This is a genomic window from Butyrivibrio sp. (assembly GCF_017635265.1).
Taxonomy (GTDB): domain Bacteria; phylum Bacillota; class Clostridia; order Lachnospirales; family Lachnospiraceae; genus Butyrivibrio.
The window spans coordinates 1-16,666 of sequence record NZ_JAGBLU010000150.1 but is presented as its reverse complement, the minus strand read 5'-3'; the positions used below and the strand labels follow the sequence as shown (position 1 = coordinate 16,666).

The following is a 16,666-nucleotide window of genomic DNA, read 5'->3' as shown; positions in this document are numbered from 1 at the left end:
CCTGTGGCTTTAATGATTTTTGTTTTTTTTCTTGCTCTGCTTATTACCTTGACGATAGTTTACAGGAATCCGATCAGATTAAAAGATAAGATTTTAGCAACCGTTCGTATTGGCCTTATTTATGTTTTAACCCTCTGCATTGGACTTAGACCGGTTATTGTGGATGAGGAGTACGAGTTTTCTACCAAAAATCTGGATGTTCTTTTTGTTGTGGACACAACACTTAGCATGTGGGCAGAAGATTATAACGGGCAGAATATGAGGATGGACGGAGTTATAGATGACGCTGAGTACATAATAAATGAGCTTGCGGGATCGAATTTTGCACTTGTGACATTTGACGACAAAGCAAATGTTTTATCTCCGTTTACTCAGGACTTTCATTATATAGAGAATCTTTTGAGTACGTTGTATTCACCTGATTCCGAAACTGCGACAGGCAGTGATCTTTCACTTCCGTATAAAGATATAGAATCTCTTTTGCTTTCTTCTTCAAGAAAAGAAAACAGAAAGACCATAGTTTTTTATTTCAGCGATGGTGAGATTACAAATGGCAGCGAACTTGCTTCTTATGAAGATCTTGCCCAGTATGTTGATGATGGTGCTGTGTTTGGCTATGGTACAGAAAGCGGCGGCAAAATGAAAGACGGAAGCTGGGGATATATCTATGACTATGAGACTCATCAGGACGCAGTTTCCAGGATTGATGAAGAAAATCTTAAGCTGGTGGCTGAGGATCTGGGCATTTCCTACTACAATGTAAACGACGGTAATTCAGCCATTAAGGGCGGAATAGAACTGATAAAGCAGAGTAGCAAGACTATTGTGGAAAAGGGATTGGGTGCAGAAGTATTTAAGGATATATATTATTATTTTGCCATTATTCTTGCACTGGTTCTTGTTTGGGAACTTGTGGTTATCGTTAGAAAGGGGAGACTTTGAACGTGAAAAAGACACCTCTAAGATATATAGTTCTTTTTATAGTTTCGGTGGCAGTTGTTATAGTTTCAATATCTGCTCTTATGAGAGTATTTGTTAACAAAAAATTTGTTGCTGCATATGATAAGGGAACATATTTTACGACAATGGAGCAGAAACTCTTTTTATTTAATTTTCCGGAAGGATATATTCCGCTCTACAATGTCGGAAATGCTGCGTATATGAATGAGGATTATTTAAGCGCAATAAGCTATTATACGGATGCATTAAAGTATAATCCGGGTGAGCCGCAGGATTGTATGATAAGGATAAACCTTGCTCTTGCTCTTATACATACTATCGATTTTGATAATCTTGATTCGGATAGCAAGGTTCAGGATGCGCTTTCTGTTCTGTATCAGGCAAGGGGAAAACTTACCCAAAATGGCTGTGCCGAAGAAGATGGAGAAAATGGCCACAATAAAGATGCTCAGCAGTTAAAAGACGATATTGATAAGATGATTGAAAAGCTCCAAAAGGACAATCCTGATAATGGGGAAGAAAACAAGGATCAGAATGATTCTGATGAAGACGAGGAAAAAAATGAGTCTCAATCTTCATCCGGTTCCAATAAACAAAAGCAGCAACAGCAGGCTCTTGAGCAGAACAAGAAAAATGCTATGCAGGAGAGACAGGAAGAAATTGATCAGCTCGATGAGTATCAGAAAAATACAACCGGAAGCTCTGACGGTTCGGGAATGGGCGGTGAAGCCGGTGATGAGGAAGGCGATGGCTCTTCTCAAGGTCCGACTCATCCATGGTAAAGCAACAGTTAATAAATGGGCTACATACAGATACTTTGAATAAGGCACAAGATGATGTATAATGTACATTGAAAAAGTGAATATATTGTGCGAAAGGGGAAAACTATGAAAAAAGGTTTATCAACTGCTGCTTACGTGATTCTTACGTTTGTTCTTGTAGTTGCTATGGGACTTTTTGTACCTACGGTTGCAGAGGCTACCGAATCTACATTTTCAGGTACGGTTTCAGACAAAACTACTTCGGATATAATATATCTTTCAACCAGCGGTGGAACGATGGAACTGAAGGTGGATAGCAATACATCCATCAGTGGTACTAAACTCGTTCTTCCCGGTACGACAATCAGCTGCTCATGCTACAGAGGTAGTGACGAGTACTGGCATGTATCATCAATTTCGGGGACGAGTCAGGTTGGTAAAGTAACTTTAGACAGTTCTACCAAGGCAACAGTTACAGGAAGTATTGCAAAGGGAACTTCAGAGGAGCTTTTATATCTCGTTGTAGATAATGGAACCATGCAGATAAAAATGGATGATGATACTGATCTTAGCGGTGTAACGATGCTTATTATTGGCAAAGAGGTCAGCGTTGTTGTTGAGAGAGGGTCCGATGCATATATGCATGCTGTTTCGATTTCTGATGTGACCGGTTCATCTTCTACAACAACTACGAGCACAAGCAGCAGTACAAGTACAAGTTCTTCGTCTTCAGAGAATACTGTTACAGGAACTGTTGAAAAAGGAACTACATCATCGATTCTTTATCTTTCAACATCAGCAGGTACAATGGAATTTGTTTTGGATCTTGGAACCGATGCAAGTGCATGCAGAGTTCTTTTGCCGGATCAAAAAATCACGGTGAGTTTCTATAGAGGAAGCGACGCGTGGAATCATACATCCAAACTTGTTAATAATTCGGAAAGTGCTTCTTCGACAGCTACGCTTGATTCCTCTACTCAGGTAACGATTACCGGAACAGTTGATGATGATACAGATGAGGCAACACTGCACCTTGATACAAATGATGGAGTAATGGAGATAAGACTTGATTCAAATACAAACTTCTCCAAGTGTCCTGTACTTCTTCTTAATAAGAGTGTTACAGTAGTTGCTCAGCGCGGAAGCGATGCGTACTATCACGCTGTATCTATTACATCAAATTATTGATGAGATATTTATATAAAAAAAGCTCGTAAGAGCTTTCATCCCACTTTGTCTACAGTCTGAGGCTTCGCACGTAAAATCCGTGCGAAGCTTTTTTTTACAAATTTTGATATAACTGATACACTAAAATTGGTATATTAAATTTTCTTTCCGGGGCAATTTTTGAATCCCGGATTCAAGTTGCTTTGGGAAAACACCGGGGGAAAACGGAGCTGTGACGTTAAAGAGAGGGAAGCAGATATGGGACAAAAGCCGGATATAAATTTCAAGTATGAAACTGCACTAATAAAAAGAAGTGCATTAAGGTATATAATTCCCGCTACATTTGCGCTTATTTTTGAACAGATAGCACCGGTCGTAGATGCTGTGTGCGTATCCAACGGGTTGGGAAATGAAGCGCTGTCTTCCTTCAGCAATGTCTCACCTATGATCTGGGTAACAAATATAATAGGTTCTCTTGGTGGAGTGGGCTGTGGGATCATGGCATCAAAATGTCTTGGATCGGGCGAGGTAAAAAAGGCAGGACGGGCCTTTACTATTGCGCTTAAACTGATGATAGTCACGACAGTGATCTACAGTATCATTTCTCTTATTTTTCTTGATCCGATTCTTAAATTCATATGGTGTACGCCGGAAAACATCGGATACGCCAAGGAATATCTGACTGTTTATCTTATGGGAGCGGTTTTTGTTGTACTATCTTTCTCCGGAGCCTATATCCTTACAGATGACAATAATCCCAAACTTGCCCTTTGCGGAAGCATTGTGGCGGCTACAGTAAATATCATCATAGATGTCACAGGTATATTTGTGCTTGGGCAGGGAATATGGATAACGGCTTTTGGGACGGTTTTCAGCAATTTCTGTGCCTGCATCATTTATACGTTTCACTTTAGGAAAAAAGAGAGCGTCTGCCGGCCTACTTTTAAAAGAGAAAGTAATGACCCCGGGGTATTGGAAATAATCAAGCCCGGAACAGCCCAGGCCATGATGTATTTATTTGTCGTCCTGCAGATATTTGTCCAGAACTATGTTTTAAGTGACAGTGCAGGCACCAGTGGCCTTGGAAATTCAGCTGTGATTGAGAATCTGACCATGATACTTGCGATCACATTCACCGGAGCCAGCGAGGCTGTGATGCCTCTTACAGCAGCATATTATGGAGAAAAAAACCGCTGCGGACAGCTTATGGTAAAGAAAACACTCCTGAAAATGGGACTGGTGATCGTAATTCCCTTATCGGGGCTCATAATACTGTTTCCACATATTTTTATGGCAATATTTTCTATAAATGACACTGTTATGGCAGCAACTCTTCCTGCCGCAATAAGGATAACCTGCATAGCTGCTGTAATCAATTTTATCAACCTTGTTTTTATCTATTATCTGACTGCTGTCGAACAGGAAAAACAGGCAAACATTGCATATGTTATACAATCGCTGACCAGTATAGCAGCCATGATCCTGCTCATGAAGACTATAGCGGAAAATGCCCCCTGGTATGCAAATCTCATATCAGTTACGGCATGTCTTGTATTCCTGCTTGCGTGCGGATCCGGTAAGGGGTTAATTGCGACGGATTCCGAAAACGTACTGCTTATGACAGGTATACACAAAAAAGAGGGAAGTCTCTCTGACTGGAGGTCTTTGGCGAGCACTGTGCTGACAAAAGAACAGGTAGATATCGTAGGCAGGAAAATGATGGAACCCTTTGATGCGGTGTTGAAGATAACAGAAAATCCACTTTGTGTATTTCTGGTATTGGATGCGGAAGATGGTCATAAAAATGTGATCCTCAGATATGATTCAAAGACCGATGAAGATGCGGGAAGTGAGGCAGAGACTGAAGACAGTGACTGTAAATGCATCTGTTCGGAATTTAATTCATTGAAAAGAATGATGATAATCTTTGACGAAGGAGACAATCTATGATAACAGAGAAGGCTTTTTCAGAATTATTAAAAATCCATGACACGGATGTGGAAGTGAGAAAGAGACCTGCATACAAACTGCTTGAAGAGTGTGCATCTTATTTTGCTGAAAAAAACGCTGTTATTGCTACTGACCGCACACTTACCTATAAAGAATTGAATGAAGAAGCAAATGCAGTGGGCAGAAGGCTTCAGAGAGAGGGCGCCGAACCTGAGACAATCATTGCGGTATTTGCAGACAGGGACAGCTATGCCTATGTAATGCGTCAAGGGATTCTAAAGAGTGGCGGAGCATTCCTTCCAATAGACCCGGATTATCCTGAGGAGAGGATCCGGTACATATTAAAAGACTCCTCATCAAAGCTGATCGTTACTACAAAAGCCATAATCAAAAGAAGGAAAGATCTCTTTGACAGACTTACCTCAGAAGGCATGAAGGTAATTGATGCCCGGGAAGCAATCAAAACCGAAAGCACTGCCAATATCGGGGTAGAGGTGTCAGGTGAAGCACCGGCTTATGTGATCTATACATCCGGATCCACCGGAAAACCAAAGGGTGTAATAATAACGAACAAAAATCTGGTAAACTTTGTCGATGATAATGAAAAGAACAGAGAAATCAGAGGTTATACCGGGAAGGGAAGCGTGAGCCTTGCCATAGCTGCCCTTACTTTTGATTTTTCGATCATGGAGGAATTTGTGCCGCTGTCAAACGGCATGACAGTGGTTCTCGCAACCAAAGAACAGATCATGGATCCAAAGAAGCTGTGCGAGCTGATGACCGGGACAGGGACAGATATCATGAGCTGTACACCAAGTTATATGCTAAATCTTCTTGATATAGATGAGGTAAGACCCTGTATAAAAGCCCTTAAGAGTGTAGACTTTGGTGCGGAAGCCTTTCCTCCTGCTCTTTTCAAAAGATTAAGAAGCATCAACCCGGATATATACATTATGAACGGATATGGGCCTACAGAGGCCACCATCAGCTGTACCATGCAGGTGATTGAAGATGAGAAGAGTATTAATATCGGTCTGCCAAACGCAAATGTCCATGTAATTACCATGGACGAGGATGGCAATGTACTGTCTCCCGGGGAAAAGGGTGAGCTGGTCATCCTTGGCGATGGCGTCGGCAGAGGATATATCGGAAACATAGAACAGAACAAAAATTTCATAGAGCTCTTCGGGATAAGAGCGTATAAAACAGGGGATCTCGGGCTGGTCAGAGAAGATGGAGAAATAGAATTTTACGGCAGAAAGGATGATCAGGTCAAGCTTCGTGGCTTAAGAGTTGAACTTGGAGAGATAGAGAGTGTTATATCCTCCTATGAAGGGATCGACAATGCAGTGGTTGTAGTAAAAGATAAGCCCTTTGAACATCTTGCTGCATATTTCACCGGAAATCCGGAGACAGACAAGCAATCGCTGAAAAAACATATCAGAAAATATCTGACTTCCTATATGGTTCCCCAGAGCTTTACATGGATCGATTCCATTCCTCTTAACGCAAACGGAAAGGTAAACAAGGATGCCCTGCCGGAGGCTGAGCCGGATGAACAGGTCATAGATCCTGCGGAGACACCTGCACAGGAAGAACTTCTTACTCTGGTACGAGAGATCCTTAAGACTGAGAAAATAGGTGTAACAACCAATCTTTTTGAAATGGGACTCTCATCCCTTGGTGCCATACGACTATGTAACGATATACAAAAGCAGTTCAATGCGGTAGTTAAGACTTCGGATCTTACAGACGGTATAAATGTAAAGCTACTGGAAAAACTGATAGAACCAAGTAGTGCCGGAGCTGATCTTTCAATGCGTGAAAGCTATCCGCTTAGCATGACGCAAATGGGTATCTTTATTGAATCTGAGAAACATCCGGGCACTACTGTTTACAACATACCTGTTCTGTTAGAGATACAAGGCAGTGTTGACAAACATAGACTTTGCGGGGCCATCCGGAAGGCAGTAGCTGCCCACCCCTATCTCTTTATGAAACCGGAAGAAAGAGCCGGGGAAGTATGTGCAGTCAGGAGAGATGATCACAGCTTTGAAGCAAAGCTGATAAATTGTAAAAGACTTCCCGATGAGGCGGACCTGGTCCGTCCTTTCGACCTGCTTTCAGATGACATACTTTTCAGGGCTGAAATATACGATACAGATGAGGGTTTATATCTGTTTCTTGATACCCATCATATTATCTCAGACGGAGGTTCTCTTGACATCCTGACGAGAGATATCAGCAGGGTATATCTGGAAGGGACGGTTGAGAAGGAGGATTACACAGGTTTCGAGGCATCTCTTGATGAGCAGTACGTAAGGGGGACTGCAAAGTTTGAAAAAGCCAAAGCGTGGTACGACAGGATTTTTGACGGGTGTGGAGGTGAGACCATTCCGCCAAAGGATGGGAAAGGCGATGCTCATATAGCTTTTTACAGGAGACTTGGCGACACAAATGCGGATGATATCAAAGAATTCTGTCAAAGAAACTCTCTGTCTGTAAATGCTTTTTTAACATCTGCTTTCGGATTTGCGTTAAAGGAATATACGAATGCGGAACATGCAGTCTTTTCCACCATCTACAACGGCAGGAACGATCCGAGACTTAAAAACACTGTTTCAATGCTGGTTAAGACTCTGCCTGTTTATTTTAATCCCGGGGCAGACAGTTTCATCGTGTCTGTTTTAGAAAACTGCCAGTCGTATCTGTTGTCGGCCATGGCCAATGATATCTATAGTTTCGCGGAGATACGAAATGTCTATGATATAAGGGCAGACATTCTCTTTGCATATCAGTCGGATGCAGAGACAAATATAGATTTTTGCGGTGTAATGGCAAAGAGCCGGGAGCTTAAGCTTTCACAGGCAATGGCCGCCTTAAGTCTGGACACTATGATAGAGGACGGCAGATTATCATTTGATGTATCTTATGACCCGGCACAGTATTCAGAATACACTGTAAGCGGTTTAGTCAGGCTTTTTGATCATATTGCCGGAGAGTTTCTTAAAAGAGAAAGACTGGCGGAAGTGAGCCTGGTGTCGAAAGAAGATGAGCAATACATTAAAAACCTTCATGATACAGCATTTGAGGTACCGGAGAGGCCGGCTTACCGGCTTTTGCAGGACAGCGCCCACAAACACCCCGATAAGACGGCTCTTATCGCCACAGACCGCGTCCTTACCTATCGCGAGCTGAATGAAGAAGCTAATGCTGTGGGCAGGAGACTAAAGAAAGAAGGCGTCATGCCAAACAGCACAGTTGCGGTATTTGCTCATCGTGACAGCTATGCATATGTTATGAGACAGGGTGTATTAAAAAGCGGAGCTGCGTTTTTGCCTATAGATCCGGATTATCCGGAAGAAAGAATAAGATACATACTGGATGATTCAAAGACAAAACTGATCCTTACGACAAATGATATCCTTGAAAAGAGAAAATCGCTCTTTGACAGGCTTTCTGAAAGCGACATAATGACTTTGTGCGCGCAGGAGGCGATAAAAGAGGAGAATACGGAGAATTTGAATATTGAAGTGCCTTACGAGGCGCTGGCCTATGTGATCTACACTTCAGGATCTACCGGAAAGCCCAAGGGAGTCATGCTCACCAATAAAAATCTGGTGAATTTTGTTGATGACAACGATAAAAACAGGGAAATACTCGGATATACCAAAAGTGGCAAGGTAAGTTTGTCTATCGCCGCACTTACCTTTGATTTCTCGATTATGGAAGAGTTTATTCCTCTTGCAAATGCAATGACAGCTGTTCTTGCATCCGAAGATGAAATCATGAACCCTCAAAGGCTTGGCGAGCTTATGAAAAAAACAGGGGTCGATGTAATGAGCTGCACCCCGAGTTATATATCAAATCTTCTGGATATTAGCGATTTTTCCGCCTGCATCAGGGAGGTAAAGAGTATTGACTTTGGGGCAGAGGAATTCCCTCCTTCGCTTTATAAGAAGCTCAAAAGCATAAATCCCGATATTCATATAATGAATGGGTACGGCCCTACGGAAACTACAATCAGCTGCACCATGAAGGTAATAGAAAGTGAAAACGACATTACCATAGGTATACCAAATGCAAATGTTCATGTAGCTACAGTAGATAAAGACGGCCATCTGCAACCACCGGGAGCTATGGGGGAGCTTGTCATCATGGGTGATGGCGTCGGCATAGGATATGTAGGACGTAAGGATCTGACCAGAAAAAGCTTTATCAAACTTCTGGGAATGAAAGCTTACCGGAGCGGCGATCTTGTCAGGCTCCTTGAGAATGGGGAAATTGAATATCATGGCAGGATTGATGATCAGGTAAAGTTAAGGGGACTTCGCATAGAGCTTGGAGAGATAGAAAACGTAATAAACACCTATCCGGGAGTACGATCGAGCATCGTGGTCGTGGTCAGGGGACAAACGGACTACCTGGCTGCGTATTTCACCGCGGATGAAAAAGTTGATATTAAAGAGCTGAAAAGCCATCTGGGGGCTTATCTTACGGGTTATATGGTCCCCCAGGCCATTATGCAGCTGGAAATGATGCCCCTTACATCTAACGGGAAAATAGATAAAAAGGCATTACCGCTGATAGAAAACAGTGAAGAAGAGATTTTGCTTCCGAAGACTCCACTCCAATCGGATATTCTTCTGATAGCCAAGGAGATAATTGGCAACGAACTTATAGGGATAACGACCGATCTTTTCGCATACGGACTTACGTCTATAAGCTGTATCAGGCTCTGTTCACGCCTGTCTGAGAGATTTGGCGCCGATATCAGCATTCGGGAGATATTTGAGAACAAGGATATAGAGAGTCTTGAGAAACTTATTCTCAGAAAAAGAGAGGCAGACAGTTCTTCATTTGTATTACATGAGGAATATCCACTTACCCGGACGCAGCTTGGCATCTACATTGACAGTGCCAAATACGAAGGAACCACTGTATATAACATTCCTTATTTGTACCGGCTTGATAGCAGTGTCGATATGCTGCGGCTTTCTGATGCGGTTTCCAAGGCAGTGATGGCACATCCCTACATGTACATGACCATCAGAAGTGATGAAAATGGGGAAGTGATGGCTGTTCGTAATAAACCGGAATATATTTCGTTCCCGGTTTTGAAACAGGAGCCGGGTATGCAGAAGGCGGTTCGTCCCTTTGACCTGAACAGTGGGGAGAAACTCTTCCGGATAGAGCTTAATGATGCCAAAAGCGGTAAATATCTATTTATCGATATGCATCATATCATAAGTGACGGCGAGTCCTACGACATCTTTTTACGAGATATAAACAGGGCATACATAGGTGAAGATATAGAACCCGAGAGCTATACATGTTTTGAGTCAGCAATGGATGAGAAAGAAAAGCTGGCTTTGGATGTACATGAAAATGCAAAGAACTGGTATGACAGCATATTTAAGGGCTGCGGCGGTGAGACAACCCCTGTAAGGGATGGAAATCCGGAAGGCGAAAGGATCTGCAGTAAAAAGATCTGCGGAAAAACCGGTGCTGATCTTGTCAGAAGGTTTTGCCGTGAGCATGATCTGACCGAAAATGCCTTTTTCGTCACAGCCTACGGAATAGCATTAAAGGCATATACAAATTCAGAGCAAGGCGTGTTCTCGACAATCTATAACGGAAGAAGTGACAGCAGGGTATCGGACTGCATAGGAATGTTTGTAAAAACAATTCCGGTTATGGTTAATGCCTCAAACGAGGATACAGTAGTCAAGGCTGTTAAAAACTGCCAGTCCTATCTTCTTGGCGCCATGGCAAATGATATTTTCAGCTTTGCAGAAATACGCAGCGCATACGATATCAGAGCGGATCTTTTGCTTGTCTATCAGGGCGAGGATGAACCGGATAAAATCTGCGGCTTTGAAACTGAGAGCGTGGAACTTAATCTTTCACAGGCAAAGGCTGCACTCAGCATAGAGATACGACTGCGCGGCGATGAGATCATATATGAGGCGGAATATGACCCAAGGGAGTACTCACAATACACTATAGAAGGTCTTGTGGGGCTGCTTGATCATATAGCGGGAGAATTCACTAAAAGAGAGATTGTTCAGGAATTGTCTCTTGTTTCAGTTGAAGATGAGCAGAGGATAAGAAATCTTCATGATACTGATTATAAGGTTCCTCAAAAACCGGCGTACAGATTTTTGCAGGACAGCGCCGACAGATATCCTGACAGAAACGCAGTAATTGCTTTTGACAGGACTCTGACCTATCGTGAACTGAATGAGGAAGCGAATACCGTTGCTCACAGGCTCATAAAGGAGGGCATTGTACCAGATGATATTGTTGCCGTATTGGCTAATAGAGACAGCTATGCCTATGTAATGCGACAGGGAGTATTAAAGAGCGGAGGCGCCTTTTTGCCTATTGATCCTGAGTATCCTGAAGAGAGAATACGCTTTATCCTTGAGGATTCGGGGGCAAATATCATCCTTACCTCGCAGCAGGTTATAGAAGAAAAAAAGAACTTATTCGATAAGCTAAGCTCTGAAGGAATAAAGATAATCTGTGCCCAGGATGCGGTTTCCGGGGAAAAGAGGGAAAATCCGGACATACAAGTGTCCGGAGAAAACCTTGCATATGTCATATATACTTCCGGCTCCACAGGAAAGCCCAAAGGGGTAATGCTGTTCAATCACAACCTTGTCAATTTTGCGGCTGAAAATCCCAAAAATCAGTTTCCTGTCTATTATACAAAGCGCGGAAGTGTAAGCCTTGCCATTGCTGCCCTGACCTTTGATATGTCAATCCATGAGGAAATCCTTCCCTTAGCCGATGGGATAACAATAGTCCTTGCCACAAGGGAGGATATATTAAATCCTGAGAAGCTGAGCAGGCTCATGATTCTCACGGGTGTTGATCTCATGGTATGTACTCCCAGCTTTGTTTCAAATCTGTTAGATATAGACGTCTCACAGAAGGCTTTAAGGAACTTAAAGAGTATAGTGGTAGGTGGAGAGGCCTTTACACCGTCTCTTTTCGACAGGTTGAAAGAAATCAATCCGGATATCTGTGTGATAAACGGATATGGTCCTACAGAGACCACTATCTGCTGCACTATGCAGATAGTAAAAGACAAAGATCATATCAATATAGGAACTCCTAACGGTAATGTTCATGTGGCAACTGTAGATAAGGACGGTCGCTTGCAGCCGCCGGGTGCCATGGGTGAGCTTGTTATCATGGGGGAAGGTGTCGGAGGAGGCTATATCGGCAGAGAAGATCTGACAAAGCGGAACTTCATAAAACTTTTGGGAATGAAGGCATACAGGAGTGGTGATCTGGCGAGGATACTCGAAAACGGAGAGACGGAATATCACGGCAGGATAGATAATCAGGTTAAACTTCGTGGACTTAGAGTGGAGCTTGGGGAGATTGAAAATGTGATCAACAGATATCCCTTGGTGCAGACCAGTATAGTGATATTAGTGAAGGGAAGTACGGATTATCTGGCAGCATATTTTACCGCAGATGAAAAGATTGACATTGAGAAACTGAAAAAACATCTTGCATCATATCTGACAGAGTATATGGTACCTCAGGCCATCCTTCAGCTCGATGAGATGCCACTGACCGCCAACGGAAAGATTGATAAAAAAGCTCTTCCCGTTATTGCAGAAACAGGGCGGGATAAGCAGGTTCGGGCGCCTGAAACAGAGCTTCAGGAAATATTGTCGGATATTTTCAAAAGAGTACTTAATCTTAATGATGTGGGAACAGATGAAAGCTTTTTTGCCCTTGGAGGTACGTCGCTTACTGCCGCCAAGGTTATGATGGCTGCCAAAATGAGAGATATTCCTTTAGTATATCAGGATCTGTTTGACGCGCCCACGATTCTGCAGCTTGAAAAAAAGATCATGGAAAAGAAGTCGGGTAAAGAAAAGGCGATAGAGGGCAGCGAAGAAAGAAGAACAGAAGAAAGTGACGGCGCCGGAGTACTTTTTGGTGAAAAGAAGGTGCTCTCTCATAATGTACCTGAGTATGTCAGGGAAATACAGGCGGGAGATATCGGTGATGTTCTGCTGACGGGCTCTTCCGGCTTTTTGGGAAGTCACATATTAAAGGATCTGCTTGATAACACTGATGCAAAGATATACTGCCTGATGCGTGAAAGCGGCTCCGATTGCAGCAAACGTCTCCAAAACCTGATGTACTACTATTTTGACACGGATGTATTCGAAGCGTATCCCGGCAGAATCACAATCCTCACGGGGGATATAACAGACAAGGACAGCTTAAATGCAGCATTTTGCGAATGTTTCAGTACAGTTATCAATTGTGCAGCAAGTGTAAAGCATTTTGCAAACATCGAGTCACTTATGTCGGTGAACCTTCATGGAGTCGAGAATCTGTCTGAGCTGTGTATTGAAAAAGGGATGAGGCTTATACATGTATCCACTGTGTCCGTAGGTGGGGATATGTTAAAGAGCTCTATCCTGGGTGCAGTGCTTAGGGAAAATATCCTGGAAATGGGACAGGATGTGGAATCCAATATGTATGTCTACTCAAAGTATCTTGCTGAAAAATATATAATCGACAGGATAGAAAATGATGGACTAAAGGCCAAGATCATGCGTGTCGGAAACCTCATGGGAAGAGACAAAGACGGCGAGTTTCAGATGAATTTCAAAACCAATAATTTTGTAAATACATTAAGAGCTTATAGCGTACTGGGATGCTTTCCGTATTCAGGACTTGATGAAAGAGTGGAGTTCTCACCTATAGATGAAACCGCCTCTGCAATTGTAAAGCTTTCGGGTACAGGGGATGATTTTAATATTTTCCATGTATATAATTCCAACTCGGTTGAGATGGGCGAAGTCATAAGTATCATGAGACAATGCGGTATGAACATTGATTTTGTTGAGGATGAAACCTTTGAGGAAAAGTTAAAAAATACCCTGCTTGATGACAGGCTCAACTCTTATGTATCGCCGCTTATCAATTATGATACGGAAAACAGTGAGGAGTATGAGGAAGTACCTGCCGATAACAAATTTACGGTCAAAGCATTGTACAGACTTTCATTTCACTGGAAAGTAACAGAAAGCGAATACCTTTTCAGGCTGATAGACGGTCTTAAAACTTTGGGATTTTTTGATATAATTATAATCTGAAAGTTTGGCAAAGGTGCCTGCGATACCTCTTACAAGGTCGTAAGATACAACAAGCAAAGGCGCTTATGTTATAGGTGTGCTTTGCTTGTTGGGAGGAAATAGCTATGATGAACATTATTATCGGACTATGCGACAACTATAAGTATCATAGTCCGATAATAGGTAAAAGCTCGTAAGAGCTTTTTTATTTTGCAGTCCAGCGGCCACTGGCACCGCAGGGAAGAACGAGACCATTGCCTTTTACGGGAAGACCGATCTCGTTTGCTTCTATAGTACCGTCATGAATGGGATCAAGAACTGTATGGAGCATATACGAAAGTACTGCGGGCTGTAAACCTGTTGTATATGAATTAATAAGGAAGAATAAAGGATTATCGGAAAGAAGTTTTGAAGAAAGCTGTATAAATGGGAAAACAGATTCTTCAATTTTCCAGATTTCACCCTTTGGGCCTCTTCCATATGAAGGAGGATCCATTATAATTCCGTCGTACTTGTTTCCTCTTCTTATTTCTCTTTCTACAAACTTAACGCAGTCATCAACAAGGTATCTGATAGGTGCATCTGATAAGCCTGAAGAAGCAGCATTTTCTTTTGCCCAGGCAACCATTCCCTTTGCTGCATCAACGTGTGTTACGCTTGCGCCGGCTTTTGCGGCAGAGATAGTAGCACCACCGGTATAAGCAAAAAGATTAAGTACCTTAACCGGTCTGTCTGCTTCCTTTATTAATGAAGAAAACCAATCCCAGTTTGTTGCCTGCTCCGGGAAAAGACCTGTGTGTTTGAAACTAAAAGGCTTGAGATTAAAAGTAAGTTCTTTATAGTTTATAGTCCATTCCTCCGGAAGCTTATGGAATTCCCATTCGCCTCCACCTTTATTACTTCTATGATAATGTCCGTTTGGTTTTTTCCATCCAAAGTGTTTTTTTTCTGTGTTCCAAATAACCTGAGGATCGGGACGAATAAGGAGATAATCTCCCCATCTTTCAAGCTTTTCACCGCTTGAGGTGTCCAGAACTTCATAGTCTTTCCAGCCATCTGCAATCCACATATGATAATGCCTTTCTACTATATATTAATAATGTTGCCAGAAAACAAGTTATAGTCTCTATGCTCGAAACATTGTATGTTACTGTTCAGTTCCTGACCAGTAACAAAGCAATTTTGCAATTAAATCGCTTCGCGATGGGCAAAATTGCCACATGAATCACTTTTTTACGCAGCCCAGCAGCACAGTGCTGGCTGCTGACTGAATAGTAATCATTGTACTACAGCGATCAGTTTTCCGTCATCACAATAGTACAAAAAGATTAAAATACATCAAGAAAAATAGTCGAAAAAGGCTGATTTTATGATAAAAGTGATTAATTTTAAAAAAGTAGTTGCATTATAAAATAAAATGCTTTATAGTAAAACATGCTGTGACATGATAGCTATGAAGCGTGAGGTTGCTGCTTTATCCAGTTAAGCAGGTTTTCCGTGGAGCGAATGTCTAGAGGCCTTTAACATTGGCCAACCAAACTGACGACAAGTCACTGTACAGTTAATTCAATGTCTGCCGACTAACCCAAGGCAGAAACGACGTGTAGAGATTCATAACCTTACTATGTATTGAAGGTTAGGACACACACGGGAGAGTGTACAGTCACCGCTTGTCGTACTTCATTAAAAGTGCGAAAAGGAGGCGACTTTTTTTATGGCAAATCAGGTAATGAGAATTACACTTAAGGCATATGATCATCAGCTTGTTGATGCATCTGCCAAGAAGATTATCGAGACAGTCAAGAAGAACGGTTCTCAGGTAAGTGGACCAGTACCTCTTCCTACAAAGAAGGAAGTTGTTACTATTCTTAGAGCGGTTCACAAGTACAAAGATTCTAGAGAGCAGTTCGAGCAGAGAACACACAAGAGACTTATCGATATCATCACACCTACATCAAAGACAGTTGAGGCTCTTCAGAGACTCGAGATGCCAGCAGGTGTAAACATAAACATCAAAATGAAATAATAAAATCGATTCACCTCTACTAGTATGATGCGAGACGCATGATGCCGTGATTAACTGGAGAATTGACACTAAGGTGCAATTGAAGCGACATTGCGAACGAAACAAGCATCCGCTGTAGACGTAATAAGGAGGTAAACAAACATGAAGAAGGCTATTTTAGCTACAAAAGTTGGAATGACTCAGATCTTCAAAGAAGACGGTTCATTAGTACCTGTAACTGTTCTTCAGGCAGGTCCATGCGTAGTAACTCAGGTTAAGACAGTTGAGAACGATGGTTACAGCGCTGTTCAGGTTGGCTTCGTTGACAAGAAAGAAAAAGTTGTTAACAAAGACAAGAACGGAAACAAGACAATCTACCACCGTCATGGTGCAACAAAGGCTGAGCAGGGACACTTCAAGAAAGCTGGAGTTTCTTGCAAGAGATATGTAAGAGAGTTCAAGCTTGAGAACGCAGCTGAGTATTCACTTGGCGCTGAGATCAAGGCTGATATCTTTGCTGAAGGCGACAAGATTGATGCTACAGCAGTATCAAAGGGAAAAGGATTCCAGGGTGCTATTAAGAAAAACGGTCAGCACAGAGGACCTATGGCACACGGTTCTAAGTTCCACCGTCATCAGGGTTCTAATGGTTCAAGTTCAGATCCTAGCCGCGTATTCAAGGGCAAGGGAATGCCTGGTCACATGGG

General features: G+C 42.4%; 8 protein-coding genes. 7 read left to right on the top strand and 1 reads right to left on the bottom strand.

All coding sequences use genetic code 11. The features are described 5' to 3' along the window. Window positions 1-12 precede the first annotated feature (12 nt). The 5 genes from J6O61_RS19240 to J6O61_RS19220 all read left to right on the top strand — a co-directional run bounded on the left by J6O61_RS19240 (window position 13) and on the right by J6O61_RS19220 (window position 13,975). Entirely contained in the window at window positions 13-942 is a 930-nt protein-coding gene (locus tag J6O61_RS19240) for a vWA domain-containing protein (RefSeq protein WP_292215926.1), read from the top strand. A 2-nt stretch (window positions 943-944) separates the two neighbouring features. Next, on the top strand, window positions 945-1,742 hold the full coding sequence (locus J6O61_RS19235; RefSeq protein WP_292215925.1) for a tetratricopeptide repeat protein: 798 nt from the start codon (window positions 945-947) through the stop codon (window positions 1,740-1,742). Window positions 1,743-1,847: 105 nt separating this feature from the next. After that, window positions 1,848-2,909 (top strand): hypothetical protein, encoded by a 1,062-nt coding sequence (locus tag J6O61_RS19230; protein ID WP_292215924.1) that lies wholly within the window; start codon window positions 1,848-1,850, stop codon window positions 2,907-2,909. 237 nt (window positions 2,910-3,146) lie between these two features. After that, window positions 3,147-4,838 (top strand): MATE family efflux transporter, encoded by a 1,692-nt coding sequence (locus tag J6O61_RS19225; protein WP_292215923.1) that lies wholly within the window; start codon window positions 3,147-3,149, stop codon window positions 4,836-4,838. Next, window positions 4,835-13,975 carry a non-ribosomal peptide synthetase gene (locus tag J6O61_RS19220; RefSeq protein WP_292215922.1) on the top strand — a complete coding sequence of 3,047 codons (9,141 nt, stop codon included), beginning with the start codon at window positions 4,835-4,837 and terminating at the stop codon, window positions 13,973-13,975. The genes J6O61_RS19225 and J6O61_RS19220 overlap by 4 nt, the downstream gene beginning before the upstream one ends. A gap of 184 nt (window positions 13,976-14,159) precedes the next feature. On the opposite strand, the gene J6O61_RS19215 is transcribed toward J6O61_RS19220, so the two are convergent. Further along, window positions 14,160-15,023, bottom strand: a complete 864-nt coding sequence (locus J6O61_RS19215; protein ID WP_292215921.1) for a class I SAM-dependent methyltransferase — start codon at window positions 15,021-15,023, stop codon at window positions 14,160-14,162. A gap of 645 nt (window positions 15,024-15,668) precedes the next feature. Between J6O61_RS19215 and rpsJ the strand changes: the two genes are divergently transcribed. After that, window positions 15,669-15,980, top strand: coding sequence for a 30S ribosomal protein S10 (gene rpsJ / locus J6O61_RS19210; protein ID WP_013279995.1), 312 nt, complete (start codon window positions 15,669-15,671; stop codon window positions 15,978-15,980). A gap of 141 nt (window positions 15,981-16,121) precedes the next feature. Beyond that, on the top strand, window positions 16,122-16,666 hold a 545-nt coding region (gene rplC / locus J6O61_RS19205), incomplete at its 3' end, for a 50S ribosomal protein L3 (RefSeq protein WP_292215920.1).